This window comes from Fortiea contorta PCC 7126 (assembly GCF_000332295.1).
Classification (GTDB): Bacteria; Cyanobacteriota; Cyanobacteriia; order Cyanobacteriales; family Nostocaceae; genus Fortiea; species Fortiea contorta.
The window spans coordinates 3,648,582-3,666,037 of record NZ_KB235930.1 but is presented as its reverse complement, the minus strand read 5'-3'; the positions used below and the strand labels follow the sequence as shown (position 1 = coordinate 3,666,037).

Sequence of the window (17,456 nt, the reverse complement as noted above, 5' to 3'; positions counted from 1 at the left end):
GATTTTGCTGAAGCAGTACTTTCACGTACGCATCACAAATACCCGACAAAAATAGTCGGGTATGTTTGACTCGTATTTTTACTCGTGCTACTATTCATTCCACAGTCAAACAGGGAGAGCTAGCTCATGACTCAGGCAATCATCAAAGACACACAAACGACTAACGCCACCTTAAAAGCTTTGAAGTGTAAAGAGTGCGGCGCAGAATATGAACTCAAAGCCAGCCACGTTTGCGAGTTGTGCTTTGGGCCTTTGGAGGTCAAATATGATTACAATGCCATACGTCTGAGTGTTACCCGTGAAAAAATTCAAGCTGGGCCTAACTCAATTTGGCGCTATCGTCCCTTTTTGCCTGTAGTAACTGACAATGTAATTGATGTGGGAACGGGTATGACTCCCTTGGTTCGTTCCCATCGTCTCGCCCGTCGCCTGGGTTTAAACAAGCTTTATATTAAAAATGATGCGGTCAACATGCCCACCCTCAGCTTTAAAGATCGGGTGGTGTCTGTAGCTCTCAGCCGCGCTAGAGAGTTGGGTTTCACAACTGTTTCCTGTGCTAGTACTGGTAACCTAGCAAATTCTACCGCTGCGATCGCAGCTCATGCCGGTTTAGACTGTTGTGTGTTCATCCCCTCTGACTTGGAAGCCGGTAAAGTTCTGGGAAGCCTAATCTACAGCCCAACCCTGATGGCAGTCAAGGGCAACTACGACCAAGTTAATCGTCTCTGTTGTGAAGTTGCTAATACACATGGTTGGGGATTTGTCAATATTAACTTGCGTCCATACTACTCTGAAGGTTCCAAGACACTCGGTTTTGAAGTCGCAGAACAACTAGGTTGGGAACTACCAGACCATATTGTCGCGCCCTTGGCATCTGGTTCTTTATTCACAAAAATTTATAAAGGTTTCAACGAATTTGTCGAAGTTGGTTTGGTGGAAGGAAAAAATGTCCGGTTCAGCGGTGCTCAAGCGGAAGGTTGTTCCCCAATCGCTCAAGCTTTCAAAGAAGACCAGGACTTTATCAAACCCGTCAAACCAAATACAATTGCTAAATCAATTGCCATCGGCAATCCTGCAGATGGTATTTATGCTGTCGAAATTGCTAAGAAGACAGGCGGTAATATTGAATCAGTTAATGATGCAGAAATTATTGAAGGCATCAAATTGCTAGCTGAAACCGAAGGTATCTTCACAGAAACAGCCGGGGGTACAACCGTCGCCGTGCTGAAAAAATTGGTAGAAGCTGGCAAAATAGATCCAGATGAAACTACCGTAGTTTACATCACCGGCAATGGTTTGAAAACCCAAGAAGCAGTGCAAGGCTACGTTGGGGAACCTTTGACAATTGATGCTAAACTCGATAGTTTTGAAAATGCCCTAGAGCGATCGCGTACACTTGACCGCTTAGAATGGCAACAAGTCCTAGTTTAATGTGTCGAGGATCAAAGCTGAACTAGTTTAGTCTTGACATTTCATACTGCATACTTCACACTTCATACTTCAATTATGGCTGTAACAGTTTTAGTTCCTACTGCTCTCCAAAATTTCACTAATAATCAAGCCACTCTAGAATCTAACGGTGGTAGCATTTCTGAATTATTAGATTCTCTAGAGCAAAGCTTCCCTGGAATCAAGTCCCGCTTGTGCGATGAGCAAGGAAAGCCAAGACGCTTTTTGAATTTGTACGTCAACAGCGAAGATATTCGCTTTTTAGAAGGGACAAACACACCTTTGAAAGATGGTGATGAAGTTAGTATTGTCCCTGCTGTTGCGGGTGGCTGAAAAATCACATTATTTTTAATCATCCCTCAATATGAGGTGAGAAATCTCAAAAATTGGCGATTAAGACTGAGTGAGTTTTATTCGCCTTTTATTGCTTAAAAATATGAATTGATTTGATGCTGAGAGATAGTTATAAATAATCATATTGTGCAAATTATTAATATATAAATAACAGCAGAGATTATGAGTAACAACTTAGAGCAATTTGCTAGTGATAATTACTCGGGAATTTGTCCGGAAGCACTGGAATATATGCTGCGGGCGAATCAAGGTAGTGCTCCAGCTTATGGAAACGATGAATGGACACAAAAAGCCACAGATTATTTTCGGGAACTATTTGAAATAGATTGCGAAGTATTTTTCACCTTTAATGGCACTGCAGCAAATTCTTTATCTTTAGCTGCACTTTGTCAATCCTACCATAGTGTTATTTGCCATGAAACATCTCACATAGAAACAGATGAATGTGGTGCTCCTGAATTTGCTTCCAATGGCTCTAAACTACTACTAGCTAAAGGTGAAAATGGCAAATTAACGCCGCAAAGTATAGACTCAATTGTCACGAAACGAGCTGATATTCATTATCCTAAACCCAAGGTGATTAGTATTACCCAAGCAACAGAATCAGGAACTTTATATTCTATTGATGAACTATTAGAAATTAAAGCAGTTGCTGAAACACATAAATTAAAAATTCACATGGATGGCGCCCGCTTTGCGAATGCAGTTGCGGCTTTGAATAAAAGTCCGGCAGAAATTACTTGGAAAAGTGGGGTAGACGTCTTATGTTTTTGTGGGACAAAGAATGGTATGGCTTTAGGTGAAGCTATTCTTTTTTTTAATAAAAACCTAGCAGAAGACTTTGATTACCGTTGTAAGCAAGCAGGACAATTAGCATCAAAAATGCGGTTTATTTCTGCGCCTTGGTTGGGCTTATTAGAAACTGGTGCATGGCTAAAAAATGCTCGTCATGCGAACCAATGTGCTGAATATTTAGAAAATAAATTATTAAATATAGCAGGCGTGCAGATTATGTTTCCGCGCGAAGCTAACGCAGTATTTGCTAAATTGCCAGAACCAGTAATTCATAGCTTGAAAGCTAAAAACTGGCAGTTTTATACATTTATTGGCATGGGTGGAGTACGTTTGATGTGTTCTTGGAATACAACCAAGACTAGGATAGATCAATTGATTAGCGATATTGAAACAGCGATCGCTTAAATTTTGGGGTAGCAGACTATCAATTATATAGATGATTGACTATAGTTAGCAAACATCAAATTGCTAGTTATAGCTATGCGCTCCTATGTCAAAATGAAAATAACCAAAACCGTAAGGTGAGCGCTCGCTCTGAAAGCTAGATAAAGGATTGACCTGAGCAATGGCAGACCCAACCAATCACAATCAAGCGGGAGAGGTAGCTCCCAGCACTGTTGACAAACAGGCTCCCAGTGTCGCCCAAGAAAAGGCCCCCAGCACCGATGAACCAGTAGCCACAGACCTTCCCACTGCCAACGCGCCAGACCCCAAAACCGCGAACCTCGCAGAGAAACCACCAGCCGCTGCTAAAGCCGCCAAAAAGGAAAAAGCTCCCGCTGTTGAAGATAAGCCTTTTGTGGAGTTCATCCAACAAAATTACTTACCAGCAGTAGAAAAAGCCATAACCGAACAAGGCGTACCCGACTTACAACTTTCTTTTGCGAAACAAAAGGTTCCCATCACTGGTTTTGAATCAGCAGAAGAATACTGGCAAGTCATCGGCAGTTGGCAGAACGGCCGGCGTCAATTTAACCTATACTTCCCAGAAGAAGACATTCAAGGTAAGAAAGGTTTCTCCTGCAACGAAGGCAAAAAGCCCAGCACTCTAGAGTCATTCTTGATTGATGAACGCAAAATCACCCTTGACTTATTGGTGTTCGGTTTACTCCAGCGCTTGAATGGTCAAAAGTGGCTAGGTAGAAATTAGTCATTAGTCAAGAGTCATGGGTCAAGAGTCCAGAGTGACATTACCTTGACCGTTGACTCTTGAATAAAAAATTGCCAACTACACTGAATGTGAATTAGAAGCGTCGTAGAAACTTCGCACCAAATCCTTGGTATGACCTGGGTTTTCATCATTCACACCAGAGTTGAATTACTAATTAAAGCACAGTCCGATTGTTGCAACTCTTAATGTTTTAGCTACAAGTTTTCACCCTACACCTTGGTAGACTGAAATTTATACAAATGGGTTATTGTCATTTAGTTGTGCCCTGTAGGAGCAAAACCCTCCGCGCTGGGGTGTACTCAAGATAATAAAGACAGAAGAGAAATCAACACATGGTAGATTCCCTCAAAAAACCAGGCTTTGAAGAATTGCGTCCAGGAATTAAAGTCCCGGCGAAAGAAACACTACTAACACCCCGGTTTTATACCACCGACTTTGATGAAATGGCGCGGATGGATATCTCCGTCAACGAAGACGAATTGCTCGCCATTCTCCAAGAATTCCGTGCCGACTACAACCGCCATCATTTTGTCCGGGATGCCGAATTTGAACAATCCTGGGATCATATTGATGGGGAAACTCGCAAATTGTTTGTAGAATTTCTGGAGCGTTCCTGTACCGCTGAATTTTCCGGCTTTTTGCTATACAAGGAACTCGGACGCCGCTTGAAAGACAAAAGCCCCGTTTTAGCAGAATGCTTTAACCTGATGTCGCGGGATGAAGCCCGCCACGCAGGCTTTTTGAACAAAGCGCTATCAGACTTTAATCTTTCTCTAGATTTGGGCTTTTTGACTAAGAGCCGTAACTACACCTTCTTTAAACCAAAGTTCATCTTCTACGCAACTTATCTTTCCGAAAAGATTGGTTATTGGCGCTATATCACCATCTATCGCCACTTAGAAGCACATCCCGAAGACAGAATTTATCCAATTTTCCGATTCTTTGAAAACTGGTGTCAGGATGAAAACCGTCACGGTGACTTTTTCGACGCGGTGATGAAATCCCAGCCGCAAATGCTCAATGATTGGAAAGCGCGTTTGTGGAGTCGCTTCTTTTTATTGTCAGTGTTTGCCACAATGTATCTCAACGACATCCAGCGCCAAGACTTTTATGCTTCACTAGGACTGGATGCACGGGAATATGACATCCACGTGATTCAGAAGACAAATGAAACCGCCGGACGGGTATTCCCGTTAATGTTGGATGTAGATAACCCAGAGTTTTATCAGCGATTGGATATTTGCGTCAATAAGATGTCACAATTAAGTGCGATCGCCAACTCAAAAATTCCCAAGTTTCTACAATTATTCCAGAAACTGCCGATTTTCGCTTCTATGGGCTGGCATCTTCTGCGGTTGTACTTGATGAAACCAATTGACGCAGCTTCCCATCAAGGACTAGCTCGTTAAGTAATGACAATTTTGTAAAAACTCTAGTGGTTCTGTCTATGGCAGAGCCACTTTTTTGTCGCCATATTTCCACCTACAGGTTTGATGGGGCGTGATTCCCCCGCTCGTGAGATAGTGGGCGCGTTCTGAGCGGAGGGACTCATACGTGTCAACTTAACGTGAAACCCTTGTCAAAACTCGATTTTGGATTCACTCACTTACCATGACAATCCGCGTTACCCCTCCCCGGCTTTGCTGGCGCAAAACCTCCCCTCCCCTTAGCAAGGGGAGGGGATGAAGGGGTGGGGTAAAACGCCTGGGGGACAAAGGTTTTAGCTTAAGTTGACACCAATGGGAGGGACTCCGCCCCTACACGCTTTGCCTATATTTCTGGCTTAATCTACGTAATATCTACTAGATAAAAGCTTATCTTGGCATTTAATATTCATAAGATATCAGACTACAACATTAACTCAGCCGATTCTTGAGTGTGTGTGTATTTAAAAACTGATGTAATTCCCACTGAGAAGACAAGTTGTTTTATTTATACACGAAAAAGCACTTGAGAGTTTTGCTCACCCAAGCGCTTTCCCGTATAACTGTATACCAACCCACTTGTTTGATGCAACATTTGAAATCCACAACAACTCCTAGAGGAGGAGTGTTATGAGGATAACTTGTAACAAACATTTGGTGAAGTGGTATCACTCCTTGCACTAACTAAGAATATCTCTTCCACAAGAGAAGCGGGAATGTGGTGAGTGACACTTTCTTAACTGACACTAGTTAAAAAAGGCTCATCATCAATGGTGTCTAACAAAACCAAGCAAGACTGTAGTAATTTGGAAGCTATTGTATAAAAAGTCAAAATTTTTGCATCAATGGTAACAGAACATCGTAACCAGGGGAGTTGACCAATACGCTGGACGTGGTAACATTATTGTCCCACTGGCGATTAAGCAAATATACCTCAAGCCATTTTTGAGGCTATGGTAATCGCCAAAGCTTTTTGAACTTGTGGCGATATAGCCTGCTGAAAAAGACAGCTTGAATTGTGAAAACTTTTATGTAAATTACCGACTTTGAGTCAGCAACATTTGCTAAAAGAAGTATTATAATACTGTCTATAATTTGTGCCCTGTAAAAATTGATCGCACTTCGCCGTTACGACGGACAACAGCTTCACCGTTATTCACTTCAACTAATGTCCAACCGCTAGAGCCGATGTTTTCACCTACGTTGATGCGGTGTGTCACGCCTTCGATTTTAAATAGGGCTGCAGATTTGTCTCCTAACTCTAGCAAGCCTTCTAAAATGTGGCTAGGAGCAGCTTCAGCAGATGTGGGTAAAGAAGCTAGTTCTTGAGTAGCAGTTGGTGGTGCGGGTGCTTTAGCAACAGGTAGTTGTGGCGGTGCAGCGCGGAATGGTACGACTGGTAACACAGGTAGAAGATTTGCTGTTCCTCCCGCAGCCACTTGTGCAGTTCGTAGGGGCGTAGCGGGTTTGAGTTCCGGACGTACAGCCGCTGCAAAAATATTGACACCGGCTGGTTTGGCTGGTTTCGGCAAATTATTCAAGGCGCTGTTGACTACATCAGATCGAGAGGCTCTCGCTCCCAATTGTGCTACAGGTTTAATTGGGGGTGTGTAGCGCATGGGTGACGGCGCTTGATATACGGGGATATATATGCGCTCAATAATTGTCGGTCGATTAGAAACTGCTGGTGTGTTGTTAGCTGTCAGGGGTGGGGGTAAGGTATCAATTGTTTGGTTATTTGCCAGAGCTATTGCTGTGGGGCGGGAATTACCGATGGCGGTGAGTCCAGATTTGGTAGACTTTTGACTCATTTCTTGTTTGTCAATAATCGCTAGTGCCCCCAGCATATAATTGACCAATTCAGCCTCAACGTCTACTTTTTTTAACAATTGGGGCTGTGACACCGGCAAACTCACCTGGGTCAATTTGAGATTGAGGTGATGGAGTGCTTCAGATTTGATTAAATAGATGACACCAGCGATCGCTATGCAGATAGTTGTGCCCACAATTAGCACTCTGGTCCAAACGCGCTTGCTGTGCTGACGCTGTTTTCTGACTTTTTTCACGTTGCGGGCGTCAACCATTCCCTGATTCAAGGGCTTGTTTTTGACAGAAGAAACTTCTTGTGCATTTTCGAGTAAAGTTTTGGGCAGAACAATCTGGGGCGTCTTCAGTGTTTGTAGAGGAACATACTCTACATTCACAGTCTGGGAGGTAAAATTCCCTTTGGCATCCAGAATCTGGTCAATATCGGCAAAGAGTTCATCCATCAAGCCATCAGCGTAGATATCAATCGGCCAAGGTTCACTGGCGGCGATCAAGTCTTCTGATAGTTCGGGAATCAAGAGATGCGTGCTGGCTGCTTGTAACATAGGCTTTTGGGTTGTGGCTGCGAGGACGGGAAAACACCGCCTTGCTCGCCTGGGTGTCAGGATGTTTGTGAAACGTCCCATCACTGAGATCAACTAGACAAGTTGATTGGTGATGTGGTATTAAATTCAACTGAGAATCTGGAAATTGCTGATGATGCTAGTTTTCCAGTTATGTCACCTATCATACCCAGATCCTCCTTAATACTATACTCAAGCTTCATGAAGTTTTTTTGAGGATAATGCTGAAAGCTCTGACAGGCTCTTATTTTTGCGTAATTCCAGATGTATTAACAGAGCATTAATATCGGCTGGATTCACGCCGCCAATCCGTGCGGCTTGTCCGAGGGTAAGGGGTTTTACCTTGTTTAATTTTTCTCGCGCCTCCTTAGAAAGGGTATCAATTGTTGTGTAATCTAAATCTGCTGGTAGTGGGCGGTGGGAATGACGGGCGATTTGCTCAATCTGGTTTTGTTGTCTGGCTAAATAACCAGAGTATTTGATGTCAATTTCTGCGCCTTCGGTTTCCGCTTGGTTGAGGTTGGGGTTTCCCAATTGGTATCTGTTGAGGTCGAGGTAATGGAACCCTGGACGCCGTAGTAAGTCGGCGAGGGTAATTGAGCCTTTGATGGCTTGTTGGGTATCAGATGCGATCGCTATTCCTATCGGATCATGCTCTTTGACTCGCGTGCTGTACAACCGTTCTTTTTCGGCGGTGATATTTGCTTGCTTGCGGGTGAATAGTTCCCAACGGCGATCGTCTATCAAGCCAATTTCCCGCCCCAAGGGTGTCAAGCGTTGGTCAGCATTATCAGAACGCAATATTAAACGATACTCAGACCTACTCGTCAGCATCCGGTAAGGTTCTCGCAGGTCTTTAGTACACAAATCATCAATGAGAGTCCCGATGTAACTTTGCTCACGGGGAAACACAATCATTTCCTGACCACGTACGAAACGGGCTGCATTAATTCCCGCCACTAGTCCTTGGGCTGCAGCTTCTTCATAACCAGTTGTACCGTTAATCTGCCCAGCACAAAATAGCCCCGCAATATTTTTTGTCATCAGTGTGGGAAAACACTGAGTCGCAGGTAAATAATCATATTCCACTGCGTAGGCTGGACGTAGCATCACGCATTGTTCCAAGCCGGGGAGACTCCGCAACATTTGCAGTTGTAAAGTTTCTGGTAAGCCTGTAGAAAACCCTTGAATGTAAAGTTCTGGTGTATCTCTTCCTTCCGGTTCGATAAATATTTGGTGGCTTTCTTTATCAGCAAAACGGACAATTTTATCTTCAATGCTGGGACAATAGCGGGGGCCTTTGGCTTCCACCCAACCGCCATAAACAGGCGATAGGTGCAAATTTTCTTGAATTAGGCGATGGGTTTGGGCGGTGGTGCGAGTAATATAGCAAGGCAGTTGTTCCCGTTCCACCCACACTTCGGGGTCAAAGCTAAACCAGCCGACTGGTTCATCTCCAGGCTGGATGGTCATTTTACTGTAATCCACTGATCGCTTATCTACCCGCGCCGGGGTTCCCGTTTTCAGTCTCCCGGTTTCAAATCCCAAGCGATTCAGAGTTTGGGTCAATCCTTCGGCTGCGAATTCTCCAGCTCGTCCAGCGGGCATGGATTTATCACCCACCCAAATCTTACCGCCCAAAAATGTTCCTGTGGTCAAAATTACCGCTCGACATGAAAACGCCATCCCGAAGTAAGTCTCAACACCGATAACTTCATCGTTGGCGTTCAATATCAGGTCTGTAGCCATTCCTTCGCGGATGGTCAAGTTTTCTTGATTCTCGACAATCCCCTTCATCACTGCTGCATATTCCCGCTTGTCAGTTTGCGCTCGCAACGCCCAAACAGCGGGTCCCCGTGAAGAATTGAGTATCCGTTTTTGCACGTAGGTGCGGTCTGCCATCTTGCCAATTTCGCCACCTAGTGCATCTGCTTCATGGGTTAACTGGGATTTAGCAGGCCCACCCACGGCTGGGTTACAGGGTTGCCAAGCAATTTTATCTAGGTTAAGTGTCAGTAGCAAGGTACGACAACCGAGGCGGGCAGTAGCAAGGGCTGCTTCGCAACCGGAGTGACCTGCACCAACGACAATCACATCAAAAGCGTCTTGCTCAAAAGCTGTTTGGGCAATAAAGTTGTGCGTGGTCATACTTACAGGTTCAGCAAGCTGAGATTTATTTCCAATTTTAACCGATTCCGTGGTTTCAGGGATGAACTTAAGTAAACAACAAAAAATTACAATTTATTTGAGCAAAATTAGATTTTTGAAAAAGGTTGATCTTCAATATTTCCGCACCAAGCCTATTGAGCATCTATGTAGAAACTTTGCCATACAACTTACCGAAAAACACCAAACAATTTTATCTGTATATTAATTTATATCTATATCCAAAAACTGAATAGAACCTATGCGACGAATTTGGAAAAAGACAGCTTTCTTTGCTATTGTCTGCTTGATCAGTTTTACCTTGGTAGCTAGTAATGGCATTATTCATCAAAATCTAGTGGTAAATATTGCACAATTTCATAACTGTCCTAGCCTAGAATTATTATCATGTACAAATAGCCCAGTTGCTCCCGCCACACTATTTACACCAGACCCGCAATTAAACGAGCAACAGCGTTTTTTATCTGCGATCGCTCATAAATTATCAGTCCCTCAGCCTCAGACTTTTGAATATATTCTCTTGCGTGCCTATGGTGCGGTTTTTGTCAATTCAGAACCAGAAATTAAACTACCACAAAAAGTTATTTTAGCCAACGAACAAGAAACCGAAGCATTTCAATCTACTTTGAACATGACAAAAGTGAATGGTGGTCATGATTGCTATTTACAACAACCAGCAGCCGCCGCTTTTAACAAAGCATTATTACAAATAAATATTCCTTTAAAATCTGGCTATGGTAGCGGTGATTGTACTCGCACTTTCGCCACTAATTTAAGATTTTGGCAGAAATATACTAACAGTCACACCTTAGAAAAAGTCCGTCTAGGAAAAGAAACAGCAATTCTTGGCACAGTTGCACCACCAGGAACATCACAACATCTCTGGGGATTAGCAATTGACTTGCGTCCATTAAATCAAAAACAAAAACAGGCACTCAATCAAAATAATTGGTTTCAAACAGTAGAAAACGATTTTCCACATTGGACTTATGTAGGTTTATCAGAAGAAAAGTTACCTCTATTTGGTTTTCAAAAGAAACTTGTCGGTGGTATTACCTATTGGTTAACGCCTCTGTAATTGACTCAAAATTTTGAACAAGGAAACCAGACCAGTAATTTATAAATTGCGATCGCTGGTTATGAAATATCTCTACAAGTTTATCCTCGTGAGGCTTTTCTTCATGATTGGGAGCGTATCCAACAACGCTTAATAATTGCTTATCAGCCAGATTTAAAAAAAGCTCTGAAAGGAACAGATATCTGTTTATCAAATAACAATAATATGTTGATTTTAAAACAGAAAGCTGAAATCGAGTGACGCCCATGAAAAATTATCGCACCTCCACATAGCGAGACTCGGCATTTTCTGTCACTCGGTCAACACTGGCAAGATAGTCTTTAATGGCGTCTTTAATATTGTCCAAAGCCTCTTCTTCAGTTTCTCCTAAAGTCCAGCACCCAGGTAAAGCAGGACACCAGATAGCGTAGCCAATATTGATTTTATTTAACTTGACTTGATATCGCATCTCTAAATATCCATTTTTGTTTTTATTTTATCTGTTTAAATAAAACAAAAAATGCTCACAGGCTACTGCAAAAATCTAAAATTTCTCTTAGGCGATCGCATTTAAGAACGAGTCTGGTATGAAAAATTATCAGGGACAAGAAGACCTGATACTTAAACTGAAGAAATTCACGTTCTACCGAGGATAATAATTACTACAATAAGATTAACCCTTAACTCTGGAGTGCTGGCAGTGGGTTTATTTGATGATTTGAGTCGGTTTCTAGAAAACCGTTTAGAAGAATTCTTGCGTAATAATCCTCATTTGGAGTTAGAAGCGCTATTAGAACAACTGCGCGAACAAGAGGAAGACACTTTAAAACTGATTGCAGATTTAAAATTACAAGAAAAGCGATCGCAAGACGAAATTTTATCTACCGCTCAAGAAATCCAGCGTTGGCATATTCGGGTGCAAAAAGCCAAAGCCTCTGGTCGAGAAGATTTAGCCTCTGCAGCCCAAGCCAGAGAAGCCGCTCTGCTGCGCGAAGGTAATCAGCGCTGGGGACACATGCAAGGGTTAAAAGAACGGATTGAGCAATCTCAGCAATTACTCAAAAAAATTCAGTTGCGACGCCAAGAAGTGCAAACAAAAGCCGCTGAAGCCCAGACAGCCCGCGCTAAAGCCCAAACCCAGCAACGCCTGGAAACACAAGGCTGGTCAAATTCCGCTAGTAATTATGGGAGTGGCTTTGACGATTTAGAAGACAAATTTCGCCGCTGGGAAACTCAAGATGAGTTGGAACAAATGAAGCGGAATATGGGGAAATAGTTATTATGCTCTCTCATCTCTCCATGACCCATTCTCAACACAGCATTGATGCCAGAATCAAATACGCATGTATCTAGTTAGATATAATAATGACTCATTCTTTGTTTTCCTATCTGGAGAAACTAATGGGTCGCGCCAAAAAGGTTGTTCTGGCATATTCTGGTGGAGTTGATACCTCTGTTTGTATTCCTTACCTTAAGCAAGAATGGGGTGTGGAAGAGGTAATTACTCTAGCAGCAGACTTGGGTCAGGGAGATGAATTGGAACCAGTTCGAGAGAAAGCGCTAAAATCGGGTGCAAGCGAATCTTTAGTAGCAGATGTTAAAGACACTTTTGTCAAAGATTATGCTTTCGCAGCTATTCAAGCTAACGCACTTTATGAAAATCGTTATCCTCTAGGAACTGCTCTGGCCCGGCCACTAATTGCCAAAATATTAGTAGAAACAGCCGAAAAATATGGTGCTGATGCGATCGCTCACGGTTGTACTGGTAAGGGTAATGATCAGGTGCGTTTTGATGTTTCCTGTGCTGCCCTTAATCCCCACCTCAAAATTTTAGCACCTGCTAGGGAATGGGGCATGAGTCGTGAGCAAACCATTGCTTACGGAGAAAGTTTTGGTATCCCTGCTCCTGTGAAAAAATCCTCTCCTTACAGCATTGACCGGAATTTGCTTGGTCGTAGTATTGAAGCTGGTGTACTGGAAGATCCGACCTTTGAACCACCAGAAGAAATTTATCTGCTAACTAAAGCGATCGCTGATACGCCCAATGAGCCAGAATATATTGAAATCGGTTTCCATCGGGGTATTCCCACAACCCTCAATAGCACACCAAAAAACCCAGTTGAGTTAATTGAGCAACTCAATCAGGTAGCAGGAAATCACGGTATCGGGCGCATCGACATGATTGAAAATCGCTTGGTGGGGATTAAATCCCGGGAAATCTATGAATCCCCGGCAATGTTAGTCTTAATCAATGCCCATCGGGATTTAGAAAGTCTGACTTTAACAGCAGACGTCAGCCACTATAAGCGTGGTATTGAAGAAACTTACACTCAGCTAGTATATAACGGTTTGTGGTACAGTCCCCTGAAAGCAGCATTGGATGCCTTTATTCAAAGCACCCAAGAGCGAGTATCTGGTGTTGTGCGACTAAAACTTTTCAAAGGTAATGCGACAATTGTCGGGCGCTGGAGCGATAATTCTCTTTATACTCCTGATTTGGCAACCTATGGAGCCGAAGATCAATTTGATCACAAAGCAGCCGAAGGCTTTGTCTATGTTTGGGGGCTTCCAACTCGAATTTGGGCGCAGCAAGGTAGGAAATAATTTGTAATTTGTAATTTGTAATTCGTAATTCGTAATTCAGCTAGCCAATTACGAACTACGAATCATTTTGACTACTCACCAGCAGCGCGCTTGACTTGGCGAGACTCCCACCACAACGGTATGACGATTAAGGCAATCAGAATTAGTAAGGCAGCGATCGCAAATTGACTCACCCAAGACACCAGTTGTTCTAAGGATATAATCTTACCTGCAAAGAACGCCAAAGTCACCATCACGCTTGCCCAAGCACTCGCCCCTGCCAAGTTATACCAAAAAAATCTCCCGAAAGGCATATCCGCTATGCCAGCAAGGGGCGCTGCAAAAACTCTTAATAAAGCGAAAAAGCGGCCAAAAAATACAGCTTTAGCAGCATTTTGACTAAATTGTTCTTTAATACCCAACAGTCGGACTTCGGAAATGCGGAATATTTTCCCGATTTGCAGCAGGAAAGTCCAACCGCCATATCTCCCAATCCAATAGCCACAAGTACCGCCAATTACCGCACCAGTGATAGCTACAGCCAGCACCCACCAGTAACTCAATTCATTGCTACCAGCCAAAAATCCACCCACCAAAGTCACAGTTTCACCAGGAAGGGGAATACCCAAACTTTCTAGGAGAATCCCTAAAAAAATAGCCCAGTAACCGTATTGGTGAGCAAATTCCTTGATGCTTTCTAGTGAAATCAGCTCAAGAGACATCCCGTACCGCCGCCTTTACAAATTTTTACCTACGATCTATCTTTGCTCTTGTGCGGGTATGGTGTCAATCAAGCCGTTTATAGGTGTCTGTAATTGCTAGCTTTTGTTAAGTATTAGTCACCACCAACAAGGTTAAAAACTTCATTTTTTCTATACAGGTGAATTGCTTGCCTAGGCATCGCCAGCAGATTTAAGCTCTACAAATTTAGCCTATGGCTAGTTATCATTAATACATCTAATTGTGAATACACTTAAGTCTTAACTATGCGTTATTGACAACCGACGCACTGCGAGCTATTTACCACGAGCGCACAAATACTATAAGTAAGTATAATCTATTTATAAAATATTTACCAAAATCCTAAAAAATGTAAAAATCTTGTAAAAGATACCTACGCTACGGAATTCCACAGTTTCTTATGCCTATATTTAGGGAAGTTAAAACAAATTATACGACATGAATACTGACTCAATCTGTACCACTAGCAATGCTGCACCTACTTAAACACCTAGGTAGAACCGCCTTGATGTTGTGGACAGTGGGGTTAGTGTTTTATGTCAGTTTTTTGTTTTTTTGATAGTGTCTCAACTAACACAGTGAAACTCATGACTCTGAAACAGAAAGTTCAAGTGGTTTTGTTCAAACCCGAAGGAAGTATCGACTTACAGGGTGGAATAGCTTTAAGCGACCAGATGGCTACCGTAACACCCCAACCAGATCAACTTTGGGTTATTGATCTAGCGGCAGTTGATTTTATGGACAGTTCCGGCTTAGTTTCACTTGTACAAGGATTAAAAGCTGCCCACCAGAGCGGTTGCCGTCTAGTATTATGCAATGTTAAAGCTCCTGTGCGGCTGATTTTGGAACTCACCCAGCTCGATTCAGTATTTGAAATTTCTGGCACTTACGAAGAAGTTATTGGTGTTGCTGACGATAGTCAAAACTTAGCTTTAGTTCGTTGACTTCCAATCATAGCTAATCAACCCGTGGTGAGGACAAGTCTTGTTAACAACTTTTAACATTTTTGCTGCTACCCTCACCATTATTATCCCATTTGGGATTTTAGATTTTGGCGTTTTGTCTGTCGCATTCTTTTTTCAAACCTATGATCTATGAATGCAAAACTTAACACTTTTTTTATTCGGTTTTAACTATACAAGGTGCAGCTAAAAGTTTTTGTGCTCACCACCAGCGAGTAGAGAAGTTGTCATCCAACGCCTCTACTCCAGTCATGATCAACTATTAGGTACAGCAGAAATACTATTTTGTTCAGATAAAGGGCGGGGGAAATTTGGCAAATCAATACCACCGTGGCTAGAATTGCGAGTTTTCAGAGCTAGCCGATAACTCACGCTTTGTAATTCCGCTTGCAGTTGACGGTTTTCCCGTTGTAATGTTGCTACCTTTTCCCTAACTGGGGCCATGCGTTCCTCAAATTTACGGCGATAAATTTGCGGTAATTCCTGTACTACTTGCTCCAACATCCGACTGCGGTCAGTTAATTCTTGCACAGATTGCCGCAGCTGGTAAATTTCGCTGTCACGAGTGGTAATTTGCTCTTGATAAAATGTCACCTGTTGCTCAACGGCTTGCAGTTGTTCTCTTAAGATCTGTAACTCAGCTAACTCTTGCTCAGATTCCGACCGTTGGGGCATAAAATTAGTGTTGCCCTTGACTAGTCGGAAGAGTTCTTGAGACAGCTGTTGCACTAATTGATCGCGCAGTTGCAGTTCTTGGCGCAGCTGCGATACTTCCGTAGAGAGCGCTTGAATGTTGGATGTGTCAGATTGGCTCACAGTGGCTTACAGCTCCGATTCAGAATCTCGATCCACTTTTAGGTATAAATGCGCTAGTACTGCTGTATAACAAGTGTTTGTTGTTAATTTAGCATTCCCATCCCTGTAATAGGCAACAAAAAGATAATTTTTAACTGTTTTGACTTGAACTGACTTGATTGTGAGTGCAAAGTTGGCAAAACTGAGCACTCACTCAGCCATTGCTAGGCGGTTACAGCTTCTTTTTCTGTTGCTTCTTGACGTACATTCTGCTTAATTGTCATGTAGCGGATCACTTCTTCACTCAAACGCATAGCACGTTCTACGGGAGCGATCGCTGTTCCTGGCCCAGTATAGTTGAATTGAATGTAGATGCCATCCCGGTGTCTGTTGATTTCGTAAGCCAGACGGCGCTTACCACGGTTTTGAACTTGAATATCTGCAGCACCATGTTCCTGCAATAAGTTTTGGTATTTGGTGATGGCTTGTTCTACTTGTTCATCTCCTAGATCAGGACGGAGAATGTACATTGTTTCGTAAACTAGTGACATGATTTTTTAGTCTCCTTATGGGCAAAGTGGCTGCTGATGTTAATTTATACAGAATTTGCATGACAGTTTCAGTACCTATCAACATCTGAAGCAACAAGGAACTATAATCTTACCAGTTTTTAATTTGAATCATGTGCTCAATCTGCCAAATTTAGAAGTTCTTTGATCAAAAATCGCTTTCACCTCATAGTTTTCCATCGCATCTAGAAGGATATTAATCAAGGTTATGGCACAGCGCTATGTGCGAGTTCAAAATCAAGAAGGACAAATCTATTATGGGTTGCTACAACTATCCCAGAATGTCCAGGTGCTAGATGCTCCGCCCTGGTTGCAAGGGCAACCGACTGATTTAATATTGGCAACAGAGGATTATCAACTGCTGGCACCGTGTGCACCAGCTAAAATCGTGGCTGTGGGCAAAAATTATACAGACCATGCAGCGGAAATGGGAACTGCAGTGCCGAGTGAGCCGTTAATATTTCTTAAGCCACCGACGACAATTATTGCTTCCCAAACAGAAATCAAGTATCCTTTACAATCGCAGAGGGTGGATTATGAAGGAGAATTGGCTTTAATTATCGGCGATCGCGCCTTTGACTGCCAGCCAGAAGAAGCCCAAACTAAAATTTGGGGCTATACCATCGCTAATGATGTGACTGCTAGGGATTTGCAAAAAAAGGATGGTCAATGGACGCGAGCTAAAGGTTTTGATAGCTTTTGTCCTTTAGGCCCTTGGATTGTCAGAGAATTAAATCCCGGTGCTAGATTACAAACTTTTTTAAACGACAACCCCCATCCGGTACAATCTTCGTGTATAGATCAGATGGTATTTCCCCCGGATATTTTGGTGTCTTATATCAGTCAAGTGATGACACTGTTACCAGGGGATGTGATTTTGACGGGGACGCCAGAGGGAGTAGGGCCGTTACATTTGGGCGATCGCATCTGCGTAGAAATTGAAGGTATTGGTCGCCTAGAAAACATTGTGGCAGCTCGTTAGATAACAGTAGCTGCCGAA

General features: G+C 42.8%; 16 protein-coding genes. 10 read left to right on the top strand and 6 right to left on the bottom strand.

Annotated elements, in window-relative coordinates; translation table 11 throughout:
• Window positions 1–126: 126 nt before the first annotated feature.
• From thrC to acsF, 5 genes are all read left to right on the top strand, one after another.
• Window positions 127–1,431 (top strand): threonine synthase, encoded by a 1,305-nt coding sequence (thrC, locus tag MIC7126_RS0116905; RefSeq protein ID WP_017654348.1) that lies wholly within the window; start codon window positions 127–129, stop codon window positions 1,429–1,431.
• Between the two features lie 75 nt (window positions 1,432–1,506).
• Window positions 1,507–1,782, top strand: a complete 276-nt coding sequence (locus MIC7126_RS0116900) for a MoaD/ThiS family protein (RefSeq protein ID WP_017654347.1) — start codon at window positions 1,507–1,509, stop codon at window positions 1,780–1,782.
• A gap of 183 nt (window positions 1,783–1,965) precedes the next feature.
• The gene (locus MIC7126_RS0116895) at window positions 1,966–3,003 is read left to right on the top strand and encodes a threonine aldolase family protein (RefSeq protein WP_017654346.1); all 1,038 of its coding nucleotides are present in this window, start codon (window positions 1,966–1,968) and stop codon (window positions 3,001–3,003) included.
• 160 nt (window positions 3,004–3,163) lie between these two features.
• Entirely contained in the window at window positions 3,164–3,748 is a 585-nt protein-coding gene (locus MIC7126_RS0116890) for a DUF2996 domain-containing protein (protein ID WP_017654345.1), read from the top strand.
• A 353-nt stretch (window positions 3,749–4,101) separates the two neighbouring features.
• Window positions 4,102–5,178, top strand: coding sequence for a magnesium-protoporphyrin IX monomethyl ester (oxidative) cyclase (acsF, locus tag MIC7126_RS0116885; protein ID WP_017654344.1), 1,077 nt, complete (start codon window positions 4,102–4,104; stop codon window positions 5,176–5,178).
• Window positions 5,179–6,281: 1,103 nt separating this feature from the next.
• On the opposite strand, the gene MIC7126_RS0116880 is transcribed toward acsF, so the two are convergent.
• On the bottom strand, window positions 6,282–7,646 hold the full coding sequence (locus MIC7126_RS0116880) for a hypothetical protein (protein ID WP_338010317.1): 1,365 nt from the start codon (window positions 7,644–7,646) through the stop codon (window positions 6,282–6,284).
• Window positions 7,647–7,775: 129 nt separating this feature from the next.
• Complete coding sequence (mnmG, locus tag MIC7126_RS0116875; protein WP_017654342.1) at window positions 7,776–9,731, bottom strand: tRNA uridine-5-carboxymethylaminomethyl(34) synthesis enzyme MnmG; 1,956 nt, start codon at window positions 9,729–9,731, stop codon at window positions 7,776–7,778.
• A gap of 259 nt (window positions 9,732–9,990) precedes the next feature.
• On the opposite strand from mnmG, the gene MIC7126_RS0116870 reads away from it, so the two are divergent.
• Complete coding sequence (locus MIC7126_RS0116870) at window positions 9,991–10,827, top strand: D-alanyl-D-alanine carboxypeptidase family protein (RefSeq protein WP_017654341.1); 837 nt, start codon at window positions 9,991–9,993, stop codon at window positions 10,825–10,827.
• A gap of 253 nt (window positions 10,828–11,080) precedes the next feature.
• Here MIC7126_RS0116870 and MIC7126_RS0116860 read toward each other — a convergent pair whose 3' ends face one another.
• Window positions 11,081–11,275 (bottom strand): type II toxin-antitoxin system HicB family antitoxin, encoded by a 195-nt coding sequence (locus tag MIC7126_RS0116860; protein WP_017654340.1) that lies wholly within the window; start codon window positions 11,273–11,275, stop codon window positions 11,081–11,083.
• Between the two features lie 231 nt (window positions 11,276–11,506).
• On the opposite strand from MIC7126_RS0116860, the gene MIC7126_RS0116855 reads away from it, so the two are divergent.
• On the top strand, window positions 11,507–12,082 hold the full coding sequence (locus MIC7126_RS0116855) for a TIGR04376 family protein (protein WP_026100328.1): 576 nt from the start codon (window positions 11,507–11,509) through the stop codon (window positions 12,080–12,082).
• Window positions 12,083–12,207: 125 nt separating this feature from the next.
• On the top strand, window positions 12,208–13,410 hold the full coding sequence (locus tag MIC7126_RS0116850; RefSeq protein WP_017654338.1) for an argininosuccinate synthase: 1,203 nt from the start codon (window positions 12,208–12,210) through the stop codon (window positions 13,408–13,410).
• 71 nt (window positions 13,411–13,481) lie between these two features.
• On the opposite strand, the gene MIC7126_RS0116845 is transcribed toward MIC7126_RS0116850, so the two are convergent.
• Window positions 13,482–14,111, bottom strand: a complete 630-nt coding sequence (locus tag MIC7126_RS0116845) for a DedA family protein (protein WP_017654337.1) — start codon at window positions 14,109–14,111, stop codon at window positions 13,482–13,484.
• A 606-nt stretch (window positions 14,112–14,717) separates the two neighbouring features.
• On the opposite strand from MIC7126_RS0116845, the gene MIC7126_RS0116840 reads away from it, so the two are divergent.
• Window positions 14,718–15,074 carry an STAS domain-containing protein gene (locus MIC7126_RS0116840; RefSeq protein WP_026100327.1) on the top strand — a complete coding sequence of 119 codons (357 nt, stop codon included), beginning with the start codon at window positions 14,718–14,720 and terminating at the stop codon, window positions 15,072–15,074.
• 273 nt (window positions 15,075–15,347) lie between these two features.
• Here MIC7126_RS0116840 and MIC7126_RS0116835 read toward each other — a convergent pair whose 3' ends face one another.
• Window positions 15,348–15,908 (bottom strand): Npun_F5560 family protein, encoded by a 561-nt coding sequence (locus MIC7126_RS0116835; protein ID WP_017654335.1) that lies wholly within the window; start codon window positions 15,906–15,908, stop codon window positions 15,348–15,350.
• 203 nt (window positions 15,909–16,111) lie between these two features.
• Complete coding sequence (gene rpsF / locus MIC7126_RS0116825) at window positions 16,112–16,438, bottom strand: 30S ribosomal protein S6 (protein WP_026100326.1); 327 nt, start codon at window positions 16,436–16,438, stop codon at window positions 16,112–16,114.
• 226 nt (window positions 16,439–16,664) lie between these two features.
• On the opposite strand from rpsF, the gene MIC7126_RS0116820 reads away from it, so the two are divergent.
• On the top strand, window positions 16,665–17,438 hold the full coding sequence (locus tag MIC7126_RS0116820; protein WP_017654332.1) for a fumarylacetoacetate hydrolase family protein: 774 nt from the start codon (window positions 16,665–16,667) through the stop codon (window positions 17,436–17,438).
• Window positions 17,439–17,456: the final 18 nt, after the last annotated feature.

Excerpts from the sequence above, each read along its gene's own strand:
- mnmG (WP_017654342.1), bottom strand. The coding sequence starts at position 9,731 with ATGACCACGCACAACTTTATTGCCCAAACAGCTTTTGAGCAAGACGCT.
- MIC7126_RS0116870 (WP_017654341.1), top strand. The coding sequence starts at position 9,991 with ATGCGACGAATTTGGAAAAAGACAGCTTTCTTTGCTATTGTCTGCTTG.
- MIC7126_RS0116860 (WP_017654340.1), bottom strand. The coding sequence starts at position 11,275 with ATGCGATATCAAGTCAAGTTAAATAAAATCAATATTGGCTACGCTATC.
- MIC7126_RS0116890 (WP_017654345.1), top strand. The coding sequence starts at position 3,164 with ATGGCAGACCCAACCAATCACAATCAAGCGGGAGAGGTAGCTCCCAGC.
- MIC7126_RS0116900 (WP_017654347.1), top strand. The coding sequence starts at position 1,507 with ATGGCTGTAACAGTTTTAGTTCCTACTGCTCTCCAAAATTTCACTAAT.
- MIC7126_RS0116845 (WP_017654337.1), bottom strand. The coding sequence starts at position 14,111 with ATGTCTCTTGAGCTGATTTCACTAGAAAGCATCAAGGAATTTGCTCAC.
- acsF (WP_017654344.1), top strand. The coding sequence starts at position 4,102 with ATGGTAGATTCCCTCAAAAAACCAGGCTTTGAAGAATTGCGTCCAGGA.
- rpsF (WP_026100326.1), bottom strand. The coding sequence starts at position 16,438 with ATGTCACTAGTTTACGAAACAATGTACATTCTCCGTCCTGATCTAGGA.
- MIC7126_RS0116880 (WP_338010317.1), bottom strand. The coding sequence starts at position 7,646 with ATGGGACGTTTCACAAACATCCTGACACCCAGGCGAGCAAGGCGGTGT.
- MIC7126_RS0116840 (WP_026100327.1), top strand. The coding sequence starts at position 14,718 with ATGACTCTGAAACAGAAAGTTCAAGTGGTTTTGTTCAAACCCGAAGGA.
- thrC (WP_017654348.1), top strand. The coding sequence starts at position 127 with ATGACTCAGGCAATCATCAAAGACACACAAACGACTAACGCCACCTTA.
- MIC7126_RS0116850 (WP_017654338.1), top strand. The coding sequence starts at position 12,208 with ATGGGTCGCGCCAAAAAGGTTGTTCTGGCATATTCTGGTGGAGTTGAT.
- MIC7126_RS0116820 (WP_017654332.1), top strand. The coding sequence starts at position 16,665 with ATGGCACAGCGCTATGTGCGAGTTCAAAATCAAGAAGGACAAATCTAT.
- MIC7126_RS0116895 (WP_017654346.1), top strand. The coding sequence starts at position 1,966 with ATGAGTAACAACTTAGAGCAATTTGCTAGTGATAATTACTCGGGAATT.